Annotated in this window: 19 protein-coding genes; 1 reads left to right on the top strand and 18 read right to left on the bottom strand. The window is 57.8% G+C overall.

Features of this window, described 5'->3' with window-relative positions; translation table 11 throughout:
• Positions 1 to 4: 4 nt before the first annotated feature.
• The 11 genes from ACRRQW_RS17015 to rpsP all read right to left on the bottom strand — a co-directional run bounded on the left by ACRRQW_RS17015 (position 5) and on the right by rpsP (position 15488).
• Positions 5 to 994, bottom strand: a complete 990-nt coding sequence (locus ACRRQW_RS17015) for an aldo/keto reductase (protein WP_438482799.1) — start codon at positions 992 to 994, stop codon at positions 5 to 7.
• Between the two features lie 78 nt (positions 995 to 1072).
• Positions 1073 to 1714, bottom strand: coding sequence for a 3-keto-disaccharide hydrolase (locus tag ACRRQW_RS17010; protein ID WP_438482798.1), 642 nt, complete (start codon positions 1712 to 1714; stop codon positions 1073 to 1075).
• A 62-nt stretch (positions 1715 to 1776) separates the two neighbouring features.
• Complete coding sequence (locus ACRRQW_RS17005; RefSeq protein WP_438482797.1) at positions 1777 to 5346, bottom strand: hypothetical protein; 3570 nt, start codon at positions 5344 to 5346, stop codon at positions 1777 to 1779.
• Between the two features lie 123 nt (positions 5347 to 5469).
• On the bottom strand, positions 5470 to 6852 hold the full coding sequence (locus ACRRQW_RS17000) for a TolC family protein (RefSeq protein WP_438482796.1): 1383 nt from the start codon (positions 6850 to 6852) through the stop codon (positions 5470 to 5472).
• Between the two features lie 16 nt (positions 6853 to 6868).
• Positions 6869 to 9973 (bottom strand): efflux RND transporter permease subunit, encoded by a 3105-nt coding sequence (locus tag ACRRQW_RS16995; RefSeq protein ID WP_438482795.1) that lies wholly within the window; start codon positions 9971 to 9973, stop codon positions 6869 to 6871.
• Positions 9974 to 10003: 30 nt separating this feature from the next.
• The gene (locus tag ACRRQW_RS16990) at positions 10004 to 11125 is read right to left on the bottom strand and encodes an efflux RND transporter periplasmic adaptor subunit (RefSeq protein ID WP_438482794.1); all 1122 of its coding nucleotides are present in this window, start codon (positions 11123 to 11125) and stop codon (positions 10004 to 10006) included.
• Positions 11126 to 11168: 43 nt separating this feature from the next.
• Entirely contained in the window at positions 11169 to 11756 is a 588-nt protein-coding gene (locus ACRRQW_RS16985) for a MarR family winged helix-turn-helix transcriptional regulator (RefSeq protein WP_438482793.1), read from the bottom strand.
• Between the two features lie 166 nt (positions 11757 to 11922).
• On the bottom strand, positions 11923 to 13911 hold the full coding sequence (tkt, locus tag ACRRQW_RS16980; protein ID WP_438482792.1) for a transketolase: 1989 nt from the start codon (positions 13909 to 13911) through the stop codon (positions 11923 to 11925).
• A gap of 186 nt (positions 13912 to 14097) precedes the next feature.
• Positions 14098 to 14475, bottom strand: coding sequence for a 50S ribosomal protein L19 (gene rplS / locus ACRRQW_RS16975; protein ID WP_438482791.1), 378 nt, complete (start codon positions 14473 to 14475; stop codon positions 14098 to 14100).
• 4 nt (positions 14476 to 14479) lie between these two features.
• A complete protein-coding gene (trmD, locus tag ACRRQW_RS16970) occupies positions 14480 to 15148 on the bottom strand; it encodes a tRNA (guanosine(37)-N1)-methyltransferase TrmD (RefSeq protein ID WP_438482790.1) in 669 nt (222 codons plus the stop codon).
• Positions 15149 to 15224: 76 nt separating this feature from the next.
• The gene (gene rpsP, locus ACRRQW_RS16965) at positions 15225 to 15488 is read right to left on the bottom strand and encodes a 30S ribosomal protein S16 (RefSeq protein WP_438482789.1); all 264 of its coding nucleotides are present in this window, start codon (positions 15486 to 15488) and stop codon (positions 15225 to 15227) included.
• A 126-nt stretch (positions 15489 to 15614) separates the two neighbouring features.
• Here rpsP and ychF point away from each other — a divergent pair, with 126 nt between their 5' ends.
• Positions 15615 to 16718, top strand: coding sequence for a redox-regulated ATPase YchF (gene ychF, locus ACRRQW_RS16960; RefSeq protein WP_438482788.1), 1104 nt, complete (start codon positions 15615 to 15617; stop codon positions 16716 to 16718).
• Between the two features lie 59 nt (positions 16719 to 16777).
• Here ychF and ACRRQW_RS16955 read toward each other — a convergent pair whose 3' ends face one another.
• The 7 genes from ACRRQW_RS16955 to pxpB all read right to left on the bottom strand — a co-directional run bounded on the left by ACRRQW_RS16955 (position 16778) and on the right by pxpB (position 23139).
• A complete protein-coding gene (locus ACRRQW_RS16955) occupies positions 16778 to 18349 on the bottom strand; it encodes a serine hydrolase (protein ID WP_438482787.1) in 1572 nt (523 codons plus the stop codon).
• 13 nt (positions 18350 to 18362) lie between these two features.
• On the bottom strand, positions 18363 to 19001 hold the full coding sequence (gene pcp, locus ACRRQW_RS16950; protein ID WP_438482786.1) for a pyroglutamyl-peptidase I: 639 nt from the start codon (positions 18999 to 19001) through the stop codon (positions 18363 to 18365).
• Positions 19002 to 19122: 121 nt separating this feature from the next.
• Positions 19123 to 20037 carry a DUF979 domain-containing protein gene (locus ACRRQW_RS16945; protein WP_438482785.1) on the bottom strand — a complete coding sequence of 305 codons (915 nt, stop codon included), beginning with the start codon at positions 20035 to 20037 and terminating at the stop codon, positions 19123 to 19125.
• Positions 20034 to 20699 carry a DUF969 domain-containing protein gene (locus ACRRQW_RS16940; RefSeq protein WP_438482784.1) on the bottom strand — a complete coding sequence of 222 codons (666 nt, stop codon included), beginning with the start codon at positions 20697 to 20699 and terminating at the stop codon, positions 20034 to 20036. Before ACRRQW_RS16940 ends, ACRRQW_RS16945 begins: the two co-directional genes overlap by 4 nt.
• On the bottom strand, positions 20696 to 21442 hold the full coding sequence (locus ACRRQW_RS16935) for a 5-oxoprolinase subunit PxpA (RefSeq protein ID WP_438482783.1): 747 nt from the start codon (positions 21440 to 21442) through the stop codon (positions 20696 to 20698). Before ACRRQW_RS16935 ends, ACRRQW_RS16940 begins: the two co-directional genes overlap by 4 nt.
• 6 nt (positions 21443 to 21448) lie before the next feature.
• A complete protein-coding gene (locus ACRRQW_RS16930; protein ID WP_438482782.1) occupies positions 21449 to 22438 on the bottom strand; it encodes a biotin-dependent carboxyltransferase family protein in 990 nt (329 codons plus the stop codon).
• On the bottom strand, positions 22435 to 23139 hold the full coding sequence (gene pxpB, locus ACRRQW_RS16925) for a 5-oxoprolinase subunit PxpB (RefSeq protein ID WP_438482781.1): 705 nt from the start codon (positions 23137 to 23139) through the stop codon (positions 22435 to 22437). Before pxpB ends, ACRRQW_RS16930 begins: the two co-directional genes overlap by 4 nt.
• Between the last annotated feature and the right edge of the window lie 81 nt (positions 23140 to 23220).

The following is a 23220-nucleotide window of genomic DNA, read 5'->3' as shown; positions in this document are numbered from 1 at the left end:
GAGTTTAATACGGTCCGCGAATATGCGCCGCGACTTTTCGCTCGTAGTAAGCGGTGAGTTTCACGTGCTGCTCGATGCTCAACGGAGCCAACAATGATGCTGCCGCATTGGCGGTGGCTTGCGCGGGACGGCTCGCTCCCGGGATGAGCACGCTCACCGCTTCAAAATCGAGGCACCAACGCAGCGCCATCGTCGCCATGCTCATGCCCGCCGGCACCTGTGGTTTAAGTTCATCGGCGAGAGCAACGCCTTTTTCAAAAGGCAGGCCCGCGAACGTTTCTCCAACGTTGAACTGCTGGCCATCGCGATTGAAATTCCGGTGATCGTTTTGGGGGAAGGCGGTTGCCGCGGTCATTTTCCCGCTGAGCAACCCACTCGCCAGCGGCAGCCGCACGATCAGCGCGACACCATTTCGACGCGCCGTTTCAAAAAGCACATGAACCGGCTTCTGGCGGAAAATATTAAAAATAATCTGGAGCGCCGCGCAGCCGGGTTGAGCGCAACACCACAAGGCTTCTTCCATCGCTTCGACGCTCGCCCCGTAAGCTTTGATTTTACCTTCGTGCTTTAATTCGTCGAGCCAGCCAAACAGCTCACCTTGCACGAGGACATCGGTCGGCACGCAATGCAGTTGAGCCAAATCGAGCGCTTCGACTCCAAGCCGCGTCAACGAGTCCTCCGTGTGTTTTCGCACTGCACTGCGCGTGAAATTTTGTGGCCACCCTGGGTCACCGCGCCGGCCCAATTTTGTGGCGATAAAAACGCGGTCACGCAGTTTGGCTTCGCGGATAAATTTCCCGATTAGCGTTTCGCTGCGCCCGTCACCGTAAACGTCTGCCGTATCGAAAAAATTTGTGCCCGCATCATAGGCCGCGCGGAGCGTCGCGAGGGCAGTCTCGTCGGTGACCTCGCCCCAGTTCGCACCCAGTTGCCAGGTGCCCAGCCCAATTTCGCCGACCACTTTCCCGGTCTTTCCAAAGATGCGTGAATTCATCTGCAAGCAGTGTGTCTGCCCGGTGCGCCACGCAAAGGGGAAAATGCGCTCCGATTAAACTCCTGCAACGCCCGTGATTTAGAGCTCCTTAATTTTCAAGTTCCGGAACGACGCTTGATTGCCGTCCAAAACGATGACTCCCGCCAAAGGCAGTCCGAATAACTTCACGTCGCCGTCTCTGCTTTTCTTGTCATCGAGCTTCACCATGTAAGACAAGACCAGTTCGCCGTCGATGTAGTGCTCGATCTTGTAGCCAAACGAAACCACACGGGCGGTGTGCCAGGTGCCCGGCGCGGCGTTTACGACCCGTTGGGTTTGATCAAGTCCGCCGTTTCCGCCCGAGACGCGGCCATTGCCGCCCAGTTCCATCATGAGGCCTTTGCCCACCGGCCCATTTTTTTCCTCAACTGCGTGGAGAAATATCCGCGCAACGCCGCCAGCTTCGTATTTCCATTCAAAGCTAAATTCGAAATCGCGATGCTCGTCGATCGTGCTGAGTGCTTCGCCCAAAGTCGCCGCGAGCGCGCCATCGATTACCGACCAATTCGTCGGCGTGCCATTGCCCGCGTAGGTGCGCCAACCTTTCAGCGATTCACCGTCAAAGAGCGCTTCCCACCCTTGCGAACGCTCGAACGCATTCACCGTGAGCGGCTGCTGAGCAGTCGCTGAAAGCGTGAAAGTCCCCACTGCGATAACCCAACAGGCGATGGATTTTACCATGCTGCCCGTGACCTCAGGGTAAATACTCAGGTTCCGCGCCGTGGAATGGGGGAATTCCCGAATCAGTTTCCCGGAGAAATCAGTTCATTCAACTTGGCTGACGCGATCTTGCTGAAGAACGCCGACGCATCGGGCTTGGTCAACGTGCCGCCGAGCGTGACCGTTTCGCGCGTCTTCGTGAAACCAAGTTCATCTTTGGAAATATCCGTCAGGTGCGCCTTGGCTAGCAACTGCTCCAGCTTACCGCGCGCCGCCAATGACAATGAAACGTTCAGCGGATAATCGAGCAGTGATTTGCCTTCGAGATGCGCGAGCGTGCCTTTGCCGATGAGGCGGATTTCGGGGGAAACTAAACTCACCTCTTCAACGGTTACATTCAGCGAATCATCGCGGCTGAGTTTTACCGTGAGTTGGTCGTAATTAAACTCGCCGAGGCTTTGCGCGAGTTGGTCGACGACCGCAGCCTGGCTGCCGATTTTCTCAGCGGTCTTGACGGCTTTTTCTCCGAAGATGGATCCTAAAGAGCCAACGACTGACGCACCGAACTCCGCTGCCTTGGTCGCCATCGACACTTTGCCCGTCGCGCGCTGCAGTCCGCGAAAGATTCCCTGGCGGCTGATCAATTCAAACTGACCGCGTGTGCGATCGATCGTGCGACCGATCGTTTCGCCGTCGCCGACGAACTTGCCGTTCACATTAAAAAGTCCTTCCACGGTCGGAGCCTTGGTCGCGTCGAGCGCCTTGAACAACTTCCCAGAATCGAACTCGGTTAAGGTGAAAGCACCATCGAGTCGGTAAGGCATCGCTCCGCGCGAGAACTTTATTTCAGCATTCGCCGACAGATTGCTCTTTTCGTCGAACGCCGTCTGTAGTTTTTGCAACACCACGCGAGCTGGCTCGACTACGACCGTTCCCGTCAGCCCGCTCATAGCCCAGTCTTTTCCATGCGTGACCGATTTGATATCGAGCAGGAATTGACCGTTCACTTTGCCCCACACGGGAGTTTGATCGGCGACGACGACGGTCGGCGGATTTTTAACTACCGGAGCCGAATTCGGAGAAGCCGGCGCGCCCGCCGGTGCACTTGTTTGAAATACGCTTAACACTGCGAGCGCATCCGACAGCTCGACATGCTCGCCAGCCAATTTACCCGTGAGCGCCAGCACTCCGTTCGCAGGCTTCAACTCGACTTCAAAATTTAAATCTGAACGTTGGCCGGCGCGATCCAGCAGCAGCGGCGCTTGCACGAGGATTTTTCCATCCGGTTGCACCAACGCACGGAGACTGAGATTTGCGACCGGCAACGTTTGCGCAGCATCCCGTGCGACCAAATTGTTAATCGTCACGCGCGCCTCGACTTGTTTGTGCGCACCGACCGCCGCGCGGATTTCACCGCTGGCTTTGCCTTGGGTCACTGCTTGCGCACCCGAGAACAACGGCTGCGAGCCAAGCGCAGGCACATCGATATTAAATGTCAGCGAAGCTTTCATACCGTCGACCGGCACGCGCGACGCTTCGCCTTGGAGCGATATCAACGTCGCACCTTTGTCATTCTTCACCGTGACTTCGCCCGATTTCGCGATACCGGAAAAACGATCGCTGATTTCCAAAGTCGGCTGCGCCTGAATCGTGAGGCCGGCCAAAGAGATTTTTCCATCCTGACGCAGCGAAACTCCCGTCAACCTGACCGGCGCAACCGAGCGCACCGCGGTCTTAGCTCCTTCGGTTGAAAGAATAAATTCCCCTGAATCCAGCGTTCCCCCAAGCTGAATCCCCGCTTGGCTGAGCGGCAGTTTCGCCAACGCCATCGAACCAATAGAAATTTTCACTAAATCCGTGGGCTTGGTGTCGCTCGTTACAAACCGCCCTTGCGCCAGATCAATAGTAAACGGGCGTAAACTCTCCACGTTCACCAAAACAGCGTCCGCTCCATCCAAAACGCGCGAAGTGATCCGCCGCAATTCAACCTGCCCTTCTCCGAGCGTGAAATCGATCGCACCGCTCGATTTAATCCGGCCAAGCGGCACCCACAAGGCGAGGAGCGTCGGCAGATCCGCCGAATAATTCGCGGTGACCACAAAGGGCGGCTTCAGCGGCACCGGCACATTGACCGTCGCATCCGCCGTCAGCGAATCGCCAGTCGCAGCGCGCAACGAAAATTCTTTCACCGTCGCTTTAAGTTCATTGCCTGAGAAAACGATTTCGGGGCGCAGGCTGATGTCTGCCTTGGACAACAACAACAGGCCACTTTGCACGACGTTGAGACCCGTGACTTGCAACGGCTGGGTTGAGCGCAGAATCAAATTTTTATTTTCACTCAGCACAATGAAGCGGCCTTTAACTACATCGCCTGAAATATCGGCTGCGCTTACGAACGGCCGAATCCACGCGACCGGCAGGCCGTGTAATTGCAGATCCAGCACCTCGGTCGCGCCGGCCCCGCCGACCTGCAGCACGCCTTTGACTAGATCGAAACTCGCCGCGTGCTTCGCCTGCAAATCGAGCACTGGCTTCTCGCCGGAGAGCGCGATTTTCAGAGCATTTAATTTCACAACTTTGTTCGCCTCGGCGACATCGAACACGACGCTGCTTTTCAGCGTGCCGATCGCGCGCCAGGAAGGCTCGATCAGTTCCAAGCGGCTCACCGTGGAATCGAATTTACCCTGCAAACTCAGCGCGAGCGTCGCTGGAGCAAAGGTGAAGCGACCGTCACCCCGCACTTCAAATTCAGGCAAAATGCCACCGAGAAAAAACGGCGCAATTTGCGCCTTGCGGGCTTTGAGCGTCCACTGCCCCGAGAACTCCTGTTTTCCATTCTCCAGGCTCGCCTGAAGCGTCGCGACATTTTCAGCCGCGCCAGACATCGACGTGTCGACGCTCACGGTGTAATTTTCGCCCGTCGCACTCCGGGCGAGTTCGGTCACCACTTTCAGCTGCGTCTCAGCCGGCAAGCCTTTGCCCTCTGCATTCACCACTGCGGTCGCCGCGATTTTCTCGAAGCCACGCTGAACCGTCGGCGTAGCCCGCAGATTCACCTGCGCCCTGAGCACCGAAACGGTCGCCGTGGGTGCCGGATCCTTGATGGTCGCATCGAGCGCCAAGGAACCTTCCTGCCCCGGCGCGAAACGCCCGCCGGAAACTTTAAACGTCGCTCGCAACGCGCCCGAATTCGCGGACGCCGGTAACAACGCACTGCCTTCCAGTTGCACGTCATCGAGCACAAGTTCGAAGGGCAGCGTGATATTCGCCAATACCCCCGGCGCGGCCACAGGAGCTCCGGCTGCGGCCGCGTTGGCGGATTTAAAGCGTGTCGCGTCGATCACGACTCCGCTTGCCGCGAGGCGCGCGATCTTCAAGCGATCGCTAAATAAATACTGCGTGAGCGAATACTCAGCTTCGAGCCGCGCCACTTGGATCACCAATCCGTCTTGCTCCACCTTGACGTTGCTCAGTTCGGCGCGGGAAATACCGGCGGAAACGCGCTCCAATTCCAATTTCAAGCCCGGGGTGCCCGCCGTCGCGCGCAACACCGCCCACCGCTGCACCGCAGGCGTGAGCGCGAGACCAATCACCACTGCGCCAAGAACCAATCCGGCGCCTAAACCAATGAGCAGAATACGGGAAACCTTCATGAGAAACGGGAAGAGAATTCAGGCTGGCAGAAGTTACAAGAGAGCGAAGACGAAAAAGGCCGCTACAAACGCCGTCTTCGGATGAAGCGCGGTCGCTTGGGCGGCCTTCGAAAAAAACGATGGTTACTTGGTGACGGGCGGCAATTCGCTCACGGGCCGCAACTCATCAGCCAAGCCCATCGCGCGACGCACCGCTGCAGCGGCGACGTTGTAGCTGTAGTAAGCTTGGAGTTGGTTGATGCGTGCGGTGGTCAGATCGACTTGCGAGGTGAGCACATCAAGTTGGGTCGCCGTGCCGGCAGAGAAACGGGCATTAGCGAGACGAACGGCTTCGTCGGCTTGCTCAACGACCTTCTTAGACGCTTCGGCGAGTTCCGTGGATTGTTGCAGCGTGGAAATCGCGCGGCGCACGTCGACATCGACGGCGAGTTGCGATTCTGCCGTGGCCAAGCGCGTCTGTTCGAGGAACGACTTGGCTTGAATCACGCGGCCTTTGGTCGCACGGCCGTCGAAGATGTTAACCGACGTTTGCAGACCAACCGTCCAGCCATCGCGGGCGTTCGAGAAGCTGCTGGAGCCGGTGCTGTTCATGCGCCAGTCGTAGGCCCCGAAGGCTGCGACGTTCGGGTAATAACCCGAGCGGCTGACAATGATGCCCTGCTCGGCAGCAGCCAAGAGTTTCTCCAAGCGCTGCAAATCGGGACGATTTTCGCGCGCCGTGGACAGCGACGAACGCAGTTCGTAAGTGACGGGATTGACGAACTCCAAGGTGCCGACGAATTCAGGAATCTTGGTCATGTTTTCTTCGTTGGCCGTCATGAAACCAAGTGCCTGACGCATTTCCTCAATGGAAAGCCGGTAGTCGTTGCGAGCCGTGATAAGCGCGGGTTGCGCGTTCGCCAAAGCTACTTCCGAACGCAACACTTCGAAGTTTGAAACCGTGCCGGCGTCGAAACGATTTTTGACGTCCTGCAACTGACGTTTGAGGAGATCAATATTCTGTTCCTGCACACCGATGCGCTCGCGATTGACGAGCACGGTGTAGAAGCGCGTGCGCACTTCGAACAAGGAGTTGTTGATGACCGACTGGAGATCGAGCACTGCGGCATCGAGCGCGAGCTGTTGCGCCCGAACCCCCGCACGCACACCGCCGCCAGCGTAGAGAACTTGGCGGGCGGTGATGTTCACCGACCAAGCGCGATCGCGGCCATTGTTACCGATTTCCTCATCGTTGCGTTGGTAGCCACCGGACGCGTCGACATTGGGAATCTGTGAAGAGCGCACTTCGAGGACGACGCCCTCTTGTTCGCGGATACGCTCCTTCGCCTGACGAATGGCGAAGTTGTTATCGAGCGCGAAGCCGAGCGCGTATTGGAGGTCGAGGCGCTCGGGAACTGCGTAATTAGGATCAGGTTTGCCGTCGCCGACTTGGGCTTGGGCCACCGAACCGGCGATCAGACCGAGCGCGAGAATGGTTAGAAATGACGGGCGCATGAAGTTTTTCATGGGAATGCAGAAGGTGTTATTTGGCAAGGGCGGGTTGGGAATCGTCTTCGAGCAGTTCGGAATGAACTTTTTTATCTTTCGCGTGATCGCGGGCGATCAGCATGTAGAATGCCGGCACCACGAAGAGCGTGAAGACGGAGCCAATCGCCATACCGACGACGAGCACCCAACCGATGGAATTACGCGCCGCGGCACCCGGGCCGGACACGAAGATGAGCATGATGTGACCGAACACCGTGGCGGCGGAGGTCATCATGACGGGACGCAGACGAGTCGCGGCGGCGCGTTGGATGGCTTCACGCTTGCTCGCACCCTGCTCTTGCAGGCTGTTCGCGAACTCCACGATCAGAATACCGTTTTTGGCGATAAGGCCGACCAAGGTAATAAGACCGATCTGCGAGTAGATGTTGAGCGACGTTTCCCAGAGGAAAATCGGCAACATCGCGCCCACAATTGCCAGCGGCACGGAACCCAGGAGAATAATGAACGGATCCCGGAAGCTGTTAAACTGCGCCGCGAGCACGAGGAAGATGAGGCCGACCGCGAGCGCCGCCGCGCTCCAAAGAGCGTTGCCTTGCGTGCGTAGTTGGCGCGACTGGCCACCGTAATCGATCGAGTAGCCCGGCGGCATGATTTCAGCAGCCTTTGCTTCAAGCTTCTTAAGCGCACCATCGATGCTCGGGCCGACGCCCGTGATCTTGACGGAGTTGAGCTGCTGGAAGCGATTCAGCGTGCGCGGCTTCACGGTTTCCTTGAGCGTGGCGATCGTGGACAGCGGAATCAGCTGACCATTCGGGCCACGCACATGGTAATCGAGGAGTTGCTGCGCATTGAGGCGCTCGCCGCGTTCGACTTGCGGAATGACGCGGTAGCTGCGGCCTTCGTTGACGAAGCGGTTGACGTAACCGCCACCCAACATCGAACCGAGATCGCGAGCGACATCGACGAGGTTCAAGCCCATCGACGCGACCTTGTCTTTGTCGATTTCGATTTCGACCTGAGGCAAATCAAATTTCAGATCGGAGTCGGCGAAATAGAACGTCGGCGCACCGCCACCGGCATTGGCTTCAGTGTTAGCGTAGAGCACGAGTTGGTTTGCGACTTCCTGCATTTCCGCGTGGTCGGCCGTCGAACGAATTACGAATTCGATCGGCAACGAACCGCCCGAAGGCAGCGGATCAGGCGTGGTCACGACCACATTCATGCCAGTGATGGCCGAGGCCGGGCCTTGCAGGGTCTGCTCGATTTCGAGCGAGCTGCGTTTACGCTCGGACCATGGCTTCAGAATGATGCCGGAGAAACCGAAATTTGCGCCGACGATCTGGAAGGAATTTTCATACTCCGGAACGGTCTTAAACATTTTCTGAACTTCTTTTCCGTAAAGAATGTTGTGTTCAATCGTCGAAGTCGGCGACGGCAGCAAAATGCTGAACACGATGCCTTGATCCTCTTTCGGAGCCAATTCCTTTTGAGCCATCGCAAAGAACGGCAGCAGCAAAAGTGTCAGCAGGAAGGCCCCCGTAATGGTAACGGGCACCCAATTCAAACTCGCGCCGACCATGCGGTCGTAACGATTACGAACGCGGTCAAAGGTGCGGTTAACGAAGCCGGCCATGCCCTTTCCTTCGTTCTCGTGACTGCCCAGCATGTAAGCGCTCATCATCGGCGAGAGCGTCAAAGCAACGAAACCGGAAACGGTCACGGCGCCCGCGAGAGTCATAGCAAATTCACGGAAGAGCGCGCCGGTGAGACCGCCTTGGAATGCGATCGGCGCGTAAACCGCCGCGAGCGTAATCGTCATAGAAATGACGGGGCCAACGAGTTCGCGCGCACCGAGGATGGCGGCATCGAACGGCGTGCGGCCTTCGCGAATGTGTCGCTCAACGTTTTCGACAACCACGATCGCGTCGTCGACGACAATACCGACCGCGAGCACGACCGCGAGCAGCGTGAGCAAGTTAATCGTAAACCCGAGCACGAGCATGAGGAAGAGTGCACCGACGAGCGAAAGCGGCATCGCGATCAGCGGGATCAACACAGAGCGGAACGAGCCCATGAAGAGGAAGATAACGAGGGCGACGATCGCGAGCGTCTCGAGAAGCGTCTTCACGATTTCCTTGAGCGCGTCGTCGATGTAAGCCGTGGCGTCGTAAGCGATCTTCGCTTTCAAACCGGCCGGCAAACTGCGTTCGATGTCGGGCATCGTTTCGCGGACGCGTTTCATGACTTCCACGGTGCTCTCAGTCGGGAGCACCCAGATGCCCATGAAGGTCGCGGTCTGGCCGTCGAAGGTCACTTCTTCATCGTAACTTTCGGCGCCGAGGACGACTTCGGCCACGTCCGCGAGGCGGATGATCGTGCCGTTGCGTTCGGTGACGACGAGTTGGCGGAATTGGTCGACGTTTTTGAGGTCGGTGTTGGCGATGAGGCTCATGCTAAGCATGGAGCCTTTCGTCGAACCGACTGCAGCGAGCGCGTTATTGGCCGCAAGCGCCGCACGCACTTCAGACGGGCTGATGTTATGCGCGGCGAGTTGGTCAGGCTTGAGCCAGACACGCATCGCGAACACGCGACCGCCGAGCACATCGGCTTTTTGCACTCCCTTCACCGCGGAAAGACGCGGCTGCACCATGCGGTTCAGGTAATCCGTGATTTGATTCTGATCCATGGTGTCCGAGTAGAAACTCAGATACATGGAGGCGAATTGGTTATCCGCCGTCTCGACGCTGATCGTCGGCGCTTCGGACTCCGGCGGGAGTTCGTTGCGCACTTGATCGATCTTCGAGCTGATCTGCGCGAGCGCGGCGTTCGTGTCGTAGTTGAGACGCAGATAAACTTTCACCGTGCTCATGCCGGCCCGGCTTTCAGACTCGATGTAATCGATGCCGTCCGCGCTCGCGATGACACGTTCAAGTTGGGTCGTGATGTAGCCGCGCACCGTGTCGGCGCTGGCTCCGAAATAAACGGTCGTCACATTGACGACGGCGCTGTCACTGCGCGGATATTGCCGCGTGTTCAGCGAGAAATAGGCCACGAGGCCTACGATCAAGATGACCGTGTTCACCACAATCGCGATGACGGGCTTGCGAATGAACAGGTCGGTAAAACTCTTTTTAATCATGGAAGACTCCTCGGGTTGGAACGGGAGCGATTAAGTATTGGCCGGCTTCGGCGTGGCGCTCGACTCGGGCTTCACGGAATTATTTTCGACGACCGGCGCACCGTTGCGGAGTTTGAACACTCCGGAGGTGACAACTTTTTCGCCGGGCTTGAGGCCTTCGGTAATCGCGACCAGATCGCCGCGCGCAGCACCGAGTTTGACGAATTGTTGGCGGACACCGAGGTGCTCTTTGCCGTCCTCGCCTTTGACCTGCTCGACGATGAACACCGAGTTGCCGTAGGAGGCATAAGCGATCGCGGTCGCAGGAACGGCGACGACTTGCGCGGTCTTGGGCAATTCTACCGTCACGCGAGCGAACATGCCGGAACGCAGCAGTTCCTCGGGATTTTCGAGCGTGGCTTGAATCGAGATGTTGCGAGTCGAGGCATCGACCTCGGAGTTGACCGCGGTGACCTTGCCGACGAACTCACGCGCACCAAACGCATCGACCGTCACCACGATTTTCTGGCCGATCTGGACATCCTGGAACTGGCGCTGCGGAATGCTGAAGTTGGCATAAATCGGATTCAACTTTTGCAGCGGAAACAGGGCTTGGCCGCGAGCGACGTATTGACCGGCGTTGACCGTGCGAATGCCGACACGTCCATCGAACGGAGCGCGCACGCGCTTTTTGTCGATCTGGGCTTTGAGCGCGGCGACATCCGCGCCCGCTTGGTTAAACTGAGCGGTGACCGCGTCGTATTCAGCCTGGCTGATCGTGTTTTTCGTTTTCAGTTCGTTGGAACGATCAAGACCGAGTTTGGATAAGTCAGCGCGCGCTTCGGCGGCTTTGAGCTGCGCGAGTTCGACGGTGGCGTCGATTTCGATGAGCAAGTCCCCAGCTTTGACCAAAGTGCCGCTCTCAACTTCGATCTTGGTGATCGCGCCGTCAGCATCTGCGCTGATCGTGACGCCTTGCACGGGGGCAAGGGTGCCGATGGCATTGAGCACCGGATTCCAAGTCAGGGATTCCACGGCGACGGTGCCGACTGAGGTGGGTGGCATCACGTGGGGCGTGGCCATCATTTTCTTAATCTGCATCGTTTTAACGACGCCGAGAATAGCAACGACGAGCAAAACGCCGCCGATTACGATGAGGAATTTCTTGAGCATGGTGGGACTTGGTTGGGAGGGTTTGGTGGTGGGTGTGACCAAATTAAACAGGTTGGGTCTCTACTAGAGGAGCAACGGGAGCGTTAAGCTCGGCTGCGCGGGCTTGGATCTTCATCAAGAGTTTCACGAAGGTCTCGCGCTCGGACTCATCGAGCAGCGACATGACTGACGCGGTAACTTTGAAGTGACCCGGAAGGAAATCTGAAAGGAACTGTTCGGCTTTTTCTGTAAGCAGGACTGACACCACCCGTCGATCAACGGGGTCAGGCTCACGTTTCACAAAACCATCACGTTCCAAGGTATCGATCAAGCCAGTCATCGTGGCGCGGGTAACCCCGGCCGCGTCCGCCAGTTCAGCAGGAGTGCGCGGACCGCCCGTGCAAGTGTCTGAGCCCATCAGTTTGGCGGCATCGGGGCGGACGCCGCGCCAGAGCAGCATCATGACGCAGAAACGGCCTTGGGTGATATTATGGCTGGTAAGATACTTCTCGGTCGCGGCAAACGCGTCATCGCTCGCTCGCAATAAATGCAGAAATGCCTCCGTCGCCGTGGGATCCAGTTCTGGAAAAACTTGGGCAGATTCCTGTAGGCACGAGAGCGGCGGCAGATGTTTGAGTAACAGGTTAGGCATGAATAGGAGCTAAAGCGGAAATATCAGGAGGCTTACAGTTAGCTTCCTAATGAATATCACAAGCGATTTCCTCTCACCTACCGTTACAGTTAGGTTCCTAACGAAACAATACAGGCCGGCTAATAAGCCGGCCTGCGCAAAAGCAAAAATGCTAAAATAAGCTTCTTTAGAGCGACTTGGCTGCGGCCACCACGTGTTCGGTGGTGATACCAAGTTCTTTCATGGCGATGTTACCCGGCGCGCTAAGGCCGAAACGATCGATACCAACGGACTTACCGTCGAGGCCGACATACTTCGCCCAGAGCGCAGTAACGCCCGCTTCGATCGAGACGCGCTTACGGCACGACGGCGGCAAAACTTCGTCGCGATACGCCTGCGATTGCAGATCGAAACGGAAAAACGACGGCACCGAAACCACGCGCACGCCGCCGCCCAAGATCTTCGCGGCCGCTACCGCCCACTGGAGCTCAGTGCCGCTGGCCAAGAGAATATGCGTAAGTTCGGAAGTTTCCTTCACGGCGATATAACCGCCTTTCAAAACGCCAGTGCGGCGATCGTTGACTGAAATATCATTCAACATCGGCACGGCTTGGCGCGACAGCGCGAGGAGCGTCGGGCCATCGGTGCGTTCCAGCGCGGCGGCAAATGCGCCGGCAGTTTCCTCCGGATCTGCCGGGCGAATGACGTCGAAATTCGGAATCACGCGCAAACCGGAAACCGTTTCCACCGGTTGGTGCGTCGGGCCATCTTCGCCGACGCCGACGGAATCGTGCGTGTAGATATAAACGACCGGCAGTTTAGCGAGCGCCGCGAGCCGCATCGACGGACGCGAGTAATCGGCGAACACGAGGAACGTCGCGCACGACGCGCGGAAAATTCCATCGTAGGCGACACCATTGCTGATCGCGGCCATCGCGTGCTCGCGAATGCCGTAACGCAAGTTGCGACCAGCGCGGTTGGTTTTGTCGAAATCTTTGTCGCTCGCGATATAGTTGAGCGTCGAGCCGTGAAGATCCGCGCTGCCGGAAATAAGCAGCGGCAGTTCCGCGGCGACCGGTTGCAACACGTCTTTACCGGCAGCGCGCGTCGCGAGTTTTGCATCGAGCGGGAAAGCCGGAATTTTTTCGAGGAGCTGCGCCGCGATCGGTGCTTTGGAAGCGGTATCGAGCAACGCGGCCTTTTCAGGATTGGCGGTGCGCCACGCTTGGTAGCCCTTGTTCCACTTCGAGTAAGCACGCTTGAGACGCTTTTTGTGCTCCGCGAAATACGTGCGCACGTCATCGCTCACAAAGAAATGTTCGCCCGGGAGGCCTAAGCCCTTGCGCGCCGCATCCGAGAACTTCGCCCCACCCTCGCCGTGGCCCTTCGACGTGCCGGCGACTTCAGGAATGCCTTTACCGATAATCGTCTTCGCAATGATGAGCTGCGGTTTGCCGCTCTTGGCTTTCTTGGCCTTGTTGATCGCTTTGAGAATCGCGGCGAGATCGTGCCCGTCGGTTAGCGTCTGCACGTCCCAATGCATCGCTTTGAAACGCAGCGCGGTATTCTCGCTCTGAGTTTTGTCGGCCATAGCGTCGAGCGTGACGTCGTTTGAATCGTAAATGAGGATGAGATTATCGAGGCCTTGGTGACCGGCGAACTCGACAGCTTCCATCGCCACGCCTTCCTGCATACAGCCGTCGCCGGCCAAGCAAACGACGTGGTAGTTAAACAATTCTTCCGTCGCGGTATTGAAGCGCGCCGCCGCCATCTGGCCCGACATCGCGATGCCGACGGAATTGGCGATACCTTGGCCGAGCGGGCCGGTGGTGCACTCGACGCCAGGTGTCTCGTGAAACTCAGGGTGGCCAGGCGTCTTGCTGTGGAGGACGCGGAAATTTTTAACCTCTTCAAGCGACAGATCGTAGCCGCTCAAGTGCAGCCAGCTGTAGAGAAACATCGAACCGTGGCCGGCCGACAGCACAAACCGATCGCGATTCAACCAACGAGGCTCGTCAGGATTATGCACGAGCGCGTTGCCATAAAGCACGGCGCCGATTTCGGCGGCACCCAACGGCAGGCCCAAGTGACCGGAATTGGATTTGTGCACCGCATCAATGGCGAGGCCACGGGCCTGATTGGCGGCTTGGGAAAGAATCTCGGTCTGTAGTTTCATATTTGAAAATTAAAAGAGTGAACGGAAAGAACGATTTACGGCGCGAGACACGCACGTGCAAAGCTCAATTTTCGGCATAAACCGACATCATTTTTTCGCGAACTGGCTTCGCCGCGAACGAGCTATCGCCAAAGAAAAAGGGCGGGATCCGAAGATCCCGCCCTTTTTGAAAATAACTTTAGAAGCTTAAGCTTTGGCTTTCGCAGCAGCCGCGTCGTAACGCTTTTCCTTAACGGCCATAGCGGCTTTGCCGAGACGGTCGCGGAGGTAATAAAGGCGGGCGCGGCCCGGCTCGGAATCTTTCTCGACTTCGATCTTCTCGACATTCGGGGAGTTGACGGGGAACACGCGTTCCACGCCCTCGCCGTAGCTGATACGACGAACGGTGAAAGTCTCGTGAATGCCGCTGCCTTTGTGGGCGATGACGACGCCGGCAAAAATCTGCACGCGCTCCTTGTCACCTTCGCGCACTTTGGTGTGCACGCGGACACCGTCGCCGACTTTGAACGGCGCAACTTGATGTTTCACCTGGAAGGCGGTGATTTCTTTGATGAGAGGATTCATGGCTTTATTTGAGTAAATCTGGTCGAACTTGCTGGGTTTTTTCCACCTGCTTCGCGTGCCGCCACTTGTCGATTTTGCCGTGATCCCCCGTAAGGAGCACCTCCGGCACGGACATGCCGCGGTAAACGGCGGGACGCGTGTATTGAGGAAAGTCGAGCAACTTGCTGGTGAAACTTTCCGTCGTCAACGACTTTTCTTCACCGAGCACACCGGGAATAAATCGCGCCAGCGCATCGATCAAAACCGCTGCCGCCAGCGTGCCATTGGTGAGCACATAATCGCCAATGCTGATCTCCTGATCGATGACATTTTCGCGAATCCGCTGGTCAATTCCTTCGTAATGGCCGCTCAACATCACGAGGTGCTGCTGAGTCGATAGCTCTTTCGCCAGTGCGGGCGACAGCGGCGTGCCGTCCGGCGTGAGATAAATCCGGCGACAACCTGGAGTTTGCACCGCGGCGATCGCGTCAAACACTGGCTCACATTTTAGAACCATGCCCGCTCCGCCGCCAAACGGCCGATCATCGGTCGTTTTATGCTTATCGGTCGCCCACGTCCGCAAGTTGTGAACTTTGATTTCGAGCAATTTCGCATCCTGCGCACGGCCCATCATGCTCTCGGACAAAAATCCATCGAGCATGGCCGGAAATAGCGTCAAGACGTCGATACGCATTGGTCGAATGATCCAATAAAAAAGGCTCGGCGCGAGCCGAACCTTAGGAGGTCGTAATCGTTGGAAACGAAATTACTTAAGCAGACGCGGTCGCCGCGGCGGCCCGCTTCGAGCGCTTGATCAACGAGTGCATCGTCGAGGTCGGCTTGGCACCTTTCGAGACCCAATAGTCGACGCGGTCGAGCTTGATGGTCAGCGGGTTGCCTTTGGCGTTAGGATTGTAAGCGCCGATCTGTTCGACGGCGTCGCCGTCACGGCGGGAACGCTCTTCGGCTACGACGACGCGATAGTGCGGATCGTTCTTGGTGCCAACGCGAGAGAGACGGATTTTGAGAGCCATTTGATGTGTCTGGTTACTTTGCTGGAGCTGGATTCGTTGAGAAAAGCGGAAGAATGGACGGGACAAGATTGCTCTTGTCAAGCCCCCAGTGCCACCGCTCATTCGACCCTTCCCAACCCACTTTTTATGCTCAAAGCCGGTATCGTCGGTCTCCCTAACGTAGGCAAATCTACTCTTTTCAACGCCCTCACCCGCTCACGCAAGGCGGAGGCCGCGAATTATCCGTTCTGCACGATCGACCCGAACGTGGGAGTCGTGATCGTGCCCGATGAACGCGCTTATGTATTGAAGAGCATCGCGAAAACAAATGTCGTCGTGCCTGCCGCGATTGAGTTCGTCGACATCGCCGGCCTCGTCGCCGGCGCCAGCAAAGGCGAAGGCCTCGGCAATCAATTTCTCGCGAACATCCGCGAAGTCGACGCCATCGTCCAAGTCGTTCGCTGCTTCGAAGACGGCGACATTATCCACACGATGGGCAGCGTCGATCCGGTGCGTGACATCGAAGTCATCACGACTGAACTCGTCCTCGCCGATCTCGACGCTGTCGCCAAGCGCATGACGAAAACACAAAAAAGCGCGAAGGCTGGCGACAAAGAAGCCATCATCGAACTCGCGCTTCTCCAAAAACTCGAGCCGCACCTTAACTCCGGCAAGACCGCCAACACGCTCACCGCGACACCTGAAGAAGTCGCCTTGATGAAACTCTTTCAACTGCTCACCGCGAAACCCGTGTTGTTCGCGTGCAACGTCGCCGAATCCGACCTCGCGACCGCCGAGCAAAATCCCTTTGTCCAGAAAGTCGCAGAATACGTCCGCACGCACCACGACGCCGCTTACGTGCCGATCAGCGCGCGCATCGAAGCCGAACTCATCGACCTCACGCCGGAAGACGCGAAAGCATTTTTGAAAGATCTCGGCGTCGACGACTCCGGCGTGTCCTCACTCATCAAAGGCACCTACGCACTCCTCGGCCTGCAAACTTACTTCACCGCCGGCGAAAAAGAAGTGCGCGCCTGGACGATCAAGAAAGGCTGGAAAGCTCCGCAAGCCGCCGGCGTCATCCACACCGATTTCGAAGCCGGTTTCATCAAAGCCGAAATCGTCTCCTACGAAGACCTCACGAAACTCGGTTCTGTCGCGGCCGCGCGTGACGCCGGTAAGTATCGGCTCGAAGGCAAAGAATACATCTTCAAAGACGGCGACGTCGCCCTTTTCCGCTTCAACAACTGATCGAAGACGGCACGTCTCTCAGCTCTCGAGCGCAGCTTCGGCTGCGCTTTTTTGTGCCCTCACTTTTCGAGGCGTTGCAGCTTCAAATCGTGGAAATCGAAACTGAAATCCGTCAGCGGCGACACCGCTTCCATTTTCGCTGACTCCACGGCGCCATCCGGCGTCAGCGCAAACGTCACGAACGCATCCGCGTTTAACGAGCGATCCCGCCAGCGCACGATAAACGTGTTGTGCTGCCAATGCTCCAAATCTCCGAGCAGTTGCTCCGTTTTCGAAAACTGCATCACGAGCTTTCCGTCTTTCTCGCTCAGTTCCACGTCGCCATACCACACGTCGCGATAAATCCCGGCATACTTTGCCAACGCAAGAGACGGCCTAGACTGCGCATCGCGCGCCGCGACATGCTTTGCCCAATTCTCGTCCGCATCGCCGCCGCTCTTCTTTAAATACTCCACATAGGCCGCGACCCAGTCCGTCGGCGTCGCCCCGAGAAACGCATCAAGCACCCGCCACGACACCGCCTGAAACGCCGCGCCTACTTCCTGATTCGTCAACACCACCACGCCAAGTTTTAGTTCGGGGATCAGCGTTACTTTTGAAACTTGCCCCGGCCAACCGCCGGTGTGGCTCACGAGTTTCTTCCCGCGATAGTCCGACAAAATCCAGCCGTGCCCGTAGCCCAGAAAATTCGGCTTCGTTTGCACCAAAGCCGCCACACTAGGCTGGCTGATCGGCATCGGCGTCACGACCGACCACATTTCTTTTTGACGCGCCTCGCTAAACAAAGCTTTGCCATCCGCGAGTTTGCCGCCGGCCAGCTGCACATTCAGCCATTTCGTCATATCGTGCACACTGGAATAAATTCCGCCTGCCGCAGAATTGTTGTCCCACGCCATGGCCGGCACCGGTTTCAAATCTTTGAAATCAAACAGCGCATGTCCGATCGCCACGTTGTCGCCCGGCTTAAGCTCCGAACAATTCGTCTTCGTCTCCTTCATGCCGACCGGCCCAAAAATCCGCTCGCGAACAAACTCGCTCCACGTTTTTCCGGACACCTGTTCAATCGTGAGTCCCGCGACCGCATAGAGAATATTGTCGTAAGCATAAGCGCTGCGAAAACTTGTCGAGAGCGGCACATAGCGCAGCCGCTCCGCTACTTCGCGCGTCGTGTAAGTCGTCGCCGGCCAGAACAACAAATCACCCGCGCCCAGCGCGAGTCCGCTGCGATGCACGAGCAAATCCTGGATCGTCATCTCGCGCGTCACAAATGCATCACTCATCTGAAACCACGGCAGCCGATCCACCACGCGATCACTCCACTTTAGTTTCTTTTCATCCATCAAAATCGCCAACGACGCCGACGTGAACGCTTTCGTGTTCGACGCAATCGCGAACAATGTGTGCTCGTTCACAAACTCCGGTTTTCCCATCTCGCGAACACCATAGCCTTTCACGAGGACCACTTCGCCATCTTTCACTATGCCGACCGCGATGCCTGGCACGTTAAACTCTTTCTGCACGCGCGCCACGTAAGCATCGAAATCCGCGAGCTCCGCTGGCAATGCCACCGCGAGCGCAAATTTCACCCCGACAACGCACCACCCCAGCAAAGCGATGACTGATTTTTTCATATGAAAAGTTTCCTCAATGCGTCGCGCCACCCACGACGCGTTTATCGCGACGCACCGTAATCGACGTCCCGATCGCGAGCGCGACGCCTTCAATCATCGCATCCAGCCGCAAACTCGCCTGTCCCGCCTGCGCCTGCTCCGGCAGAAACGGCACGTGAATAAATCCGCCGCGCACGCCGCGATGATTTTTTAGCTCATGCATGAGTCCGTAGAAAACGTGATTACATACAAACGTCCCCGCCGTCTGTGAAACGCTCGCTGGGATTTCTGCTCCGCGCAGCGCCGCGACGATCGCCTTAATCGGCAGCGTCGACCAATAACCCACCGGCCCGTTCTTCGCGATCGCACGATCGACCGGTTGTTGCTCCGCGTTGTCGGGAATCCGCGCATCATCGACATTAAGCGCCACGCGCTCCGGTGTGATTTCACTGCGCCCGCCCGCCTGCCCGACGCAAATCACCAGCGCCGGCTTGGTCGTGCGAATCTGTTTCTTCAATTCCTTAATCGCCTCCCCAAACACACACGGCAACAGCGCGCCGACCACTTGATGTTTCGCAATCACCACCCCATGCAACTGCCGTGCAATCTCCTCCGATGGATTCACCTTCTCACCGCCAAACGGCTCAAACCCCGTCAGTAAAACTGTTTTCATAGGAAAATTTATTTAAACCACGAGTGGACACGAATGAACACAAATAGCTGAGCACCAGAACGCTTGCCTGAATTTGTGTCCATTCGTGTGCATTCGTGGCTAAAAATCCTACTTCAGAAACTCAGAAGCGATACACGCACAAATACATCACCACGACATTGAAAATCCAGATCGCCGCCGCAAATGGCGCCTGCGCTTTGATCACCGCGTAATCATTTTTCAATTCCAGCAAACGCACCGGCACGATGTTGAAATTCGCCGCCATCGGCGTGAGCAGCGATCCACAGTAGCCCGAGAGCATCCCCAGAGCCCCCATGATTGCCACGTCGCCGTGATGGGCATTCACAATAAAAGGGAGCCCGACACCGAGCGTCATGATGGGGAATGCTGCAAACGCGTTGCCCAGCAGTATGGTCAAGACTGGCATCCCGGCGCAATAGGCCACGACCGCGAGCAGTGGCCCAGGCTCAGGCACCATCCTCGCAAAAATCTTCGCCACCTCATCGCCGACCCCCGCCTTCGCAAAAATTCCGCCGAGCGCGGCGAGCGACTGCGGTAAAATCAACGCCCATCCGAGCAACTCGAGCAAACGCCCTCCCTCGCCCACTGAAGCTGCCGGCGAATCTTTCGTCAGCCAAATCGTCGCGCACAGCCCCAGCAAACACCCGATGCCGAGTGCGACTTGCGAACTCACCAAAAAGCTTCCGCCAATCGCCACCGCTGGCACGATCAAGATCGGCCACAACAACCGTGAACCCAACTGCGCTGCTCGCATTTCTTTCTTGGCCCGATCATCGGCAAACGTCGGCGCCGCGACTTGCTTCGTGGCCGCAAGCGCGCCCATCGCGAGCACCATCCAACCAACGAGTTCACTCGGCAGCGACTTGCCTGCCCCGATTGTGACCGCCAGCAAAACCCAGAACGCCGCCGAGCCTCCGCGCCTCGGATGCGACGGATTTAGCGCAATGCGCACCGCCACCACCGCGACGAACGCGCCGATCATCCAATAAAAATGCTCCAGCGTTAGCCCGCTCATTTGCCCCCGCCTTTTTTCAGCGAGCGATCCAGCGCCCGATAACGCCACCAACCGACGAATAATACCCAAACCGCCGTCGGCGCGCTCCAGAGTTTTATTTTCTCTAGCGTCACGGGAATTCCCTTCGCATCAAAAACGCTCTTCACCAGCAGCAACGCGCCGACCGCGACCAGAATATCGTCCGAGAAAAAATTACCGACGTTTTCCGACGCGGCGCCGTGGGCGCGAATCTTTTCGCGCGTCGCATCGTTGAGTTCTCCACGCTCCTTCGCCGCACCCTCCGCCATCGGCACAATCAGCGGTCTCACCATGCCCGCGTGACTGCCCAAGCTGATGCCAAGCACGCTGAGCCCACCGCGCAGCGCCTGATAAACCCAATAAATTTTCCCGACTGTGGCCGCTTTGATTTTGCGCATCATCGCGGCTACGCGCTCCTGCAAACCGTGTTTCTCCAACAAGCCAACCACCGGCAGCATCAGCACGATCGGCAAGGTAAGACCGCGGTTATCGACGAAAAACTTTCCCGTCATTTCGACCACTTCGCGCAGCGAAAATCCCGCCGCCACGCCGGTCGCCAGACCCGCCATCAGCACAACCGCGAGCGCGTTGAGTCGAAACCCAAATCCAATCGCGACCAGCAGGATGCCGATGAGTTTGATCATGCGGTAAACGCCTTCAGTTCGACTCCAGCCCTGCGCAGTTCATCGTTAATTTTCTCCGCGAAAGCCACCGCGTGCGCGCCGTCGCCATGCAAACAAACCGTGTCCGCGACGATCGAGACCTTTACGCCGTCCGTCGCGATCACCGCCTGATCGAAAATCATGCGTTTTACTTGTTCGACCGCTACGCCTTCCGTCGCGACAAGTGCGTCCGAACGCGAACGCGGTGTCAGCGAGCCGTCGGCTTGATACGTGCGGTCGGCGAACACTTCGCTCGCCACTCTCAATCCGAGCTTTTCGCCGGCGCGGCTCAACTTGCTCCCGGCCAGCGCAAAAAGTGTCAACGCAGGATCCGCTTCTAACACCGCGCTCGCCACCGCCTCCGCGAGCGCAACATCGCGAGCCGCCAGATTATATAAAGCGCCGTGTGGCTTCACGTGCACGACCCGCGCGCCGCAACTTTTTGCAATCTCCTGCAACGTCTGCGTCTGGCTGAGCACCAACGCGCGCACTTCTTCAGGGGTCACAGGAATTTCTTTTCGCCCGAAATTCTCGCGGTCGTTTAAACTGGGATGCGCGCCAATCGCGACGCCATGCCGCAACGCGAGTTGCACCGTCGCTCGCATCGTCTCCGCATCACCCGCATGCAACCCGCAGGCGATGTTGGCCGAAGTGATGAACGGCATCAGTTCGACGTCGTGGCCCGCGCCTTCACCCAAATCGCAGTTCAAATCGATGCGCACCATGAGCAGCTAGTCGTTGATCCGCGCCAACCCCATGCACACGCGCGCAAAATCCCGTTCGCGCGCCAGCGAAAGCGCGTGCGCTTTCGCCAATGTAATTTCTTCAAAGCGAATTTTGTCTCCGGGCTTCAGTTGCGCGCACGCCCGCAAATCCACCGCCGCCACCGCCGCAATGCGCGGATAACCCCCGATCGATTGCCGGCTCGGCAACAACACGATCAGCGAGCCTGCCGCCGGCACTTGCACCACACCCGAGTTCACCGCAGACGAAATCATTTCGCGCGGCTTCGCGAGCGGGAGTGGCGGGCCATCGAGTCGTAGGCCCATGCGGTCGCCTTCGCGCGTCGCCTCCCATTCAGTTTCAAAAAACACTTTCTTAGCCTCCGTGCTAAACCACTCCCATTCCGGCCCGCGCATCGCGCGCAACGTCCCGAGCGGGGCCGCTTCGCCCATCGTGTCAGGCCGCACGCTCCACGTCGTGGCGCGCCGGCCAGCACTGCGCAATGCCGCGAGCACCTTGGCTCCGCGTTCGGGCAATGCATTGAGCTTTAACTTGTCATCCGACACCAAGGGCCGGCCTTTATGTCCGCCGATGCCCGCACGCCGATACGTGCTGCGACTGCCGAGCACGAGCGGCACGTCGATTCCGCCAGCGACTGCAATCCACGCGCGCAACCCGCTTTTCGTAAATCCGAAGCTTACCACTTCACCGGCGGCGATACGCACCGCGCGATCTTTCGGCAAAATCTCGCTGCCGACGCGCGGATAAAAGTGTCCGCCGGTCCACGCGACCAGGGCATCGTGCGTGAACAACAAATCCGGTCCCGTTTGCGCGATCTCGATAAGCGCGGCGTTTTCATCATTCCCGACAATCGTGTTCACCGTGCGCGCCGCAAACGCATCGAGCGCGCCGCCGACCACAATGCCGAATTGCTGATAACCGGGACGCCCCAAATCCTGCACCGTCGTGAGCAATCCTGATTTAATCACCGTGATCACGCGCGGCCCTCCAGGGTTGCAAACTCCGGCGCCGTGATCGCACGGAACTTCACGCGGTCACCGGCTTGCAGCAACACGGGGGGATTTTCCGTCGGGCGAAACAATTTTACCGGCGTCCGTCCGATCAAGTTCCAGCCACCGGGCGTCGCGAGCGGATAGATTCCCGTTTGCAAACCACCGATGCCGACCGACCCGACCGGCACGCTCGTGCGCGGTTTCGTGAGGCGCGGCGTGGCGAGTTCTTTGGGCAAGCCACCGAGATAAGGAAATCCCGGCGAGAAACCCACGACGTAAACGAGATAGTCCACTTTCGCGTGACGCTTGATGACTTCCTCCGCGGAAAGCTTGGCGTGTTTAGCAACCGTTTCCAAATCCGGCCCGAATTCTCCGCCGTAACACACCGGAATTTCCACCGTGCGCGGTTTGGATTTCTCCATTTTCGGCGGATTTTTTAACCGTTCGCGCACCCGCGCCCCGAGCCAGTCGACAATCCCATCCCACGGTGCACCCGCCTGCACGACTGCCGTCGGATCATAAAACACCGTGACCGTGGTGTAAGCCGGCACCAACTCACTCACGCCCGGCAACGGCGCGGCGGCGAGCGCGCGCCATGACTCTTGCACCCGCTTGTGCGTGCGTTCGTCGATGGTGTCGCCGAGTTCCAACATCAGCGCGTTGTCGCCCAAAGGCGTGATTTGCATGTTCTTTTGGTAAGTATCCTCGAGGACTTCGCAGCTAAAATCTCGCGCAACTAATCCTGTTTCGCCGTCTGTCTCATAGAT

The organism is Oleiharenicola lentus, from assembly GCF_051660365.1.
GTDB lineage: Bacteria > Verrucomicrobiota > Verrucomicrobiia > Opitutales > Opitutaceae > Lacunisphaera > Lacunisphaera lenta_A.
The sequence above is the reverse complement of the archived record's forward strand: the minus strand, read 5'-3'. Positions and strand labels throughout refer to the sequence as shown.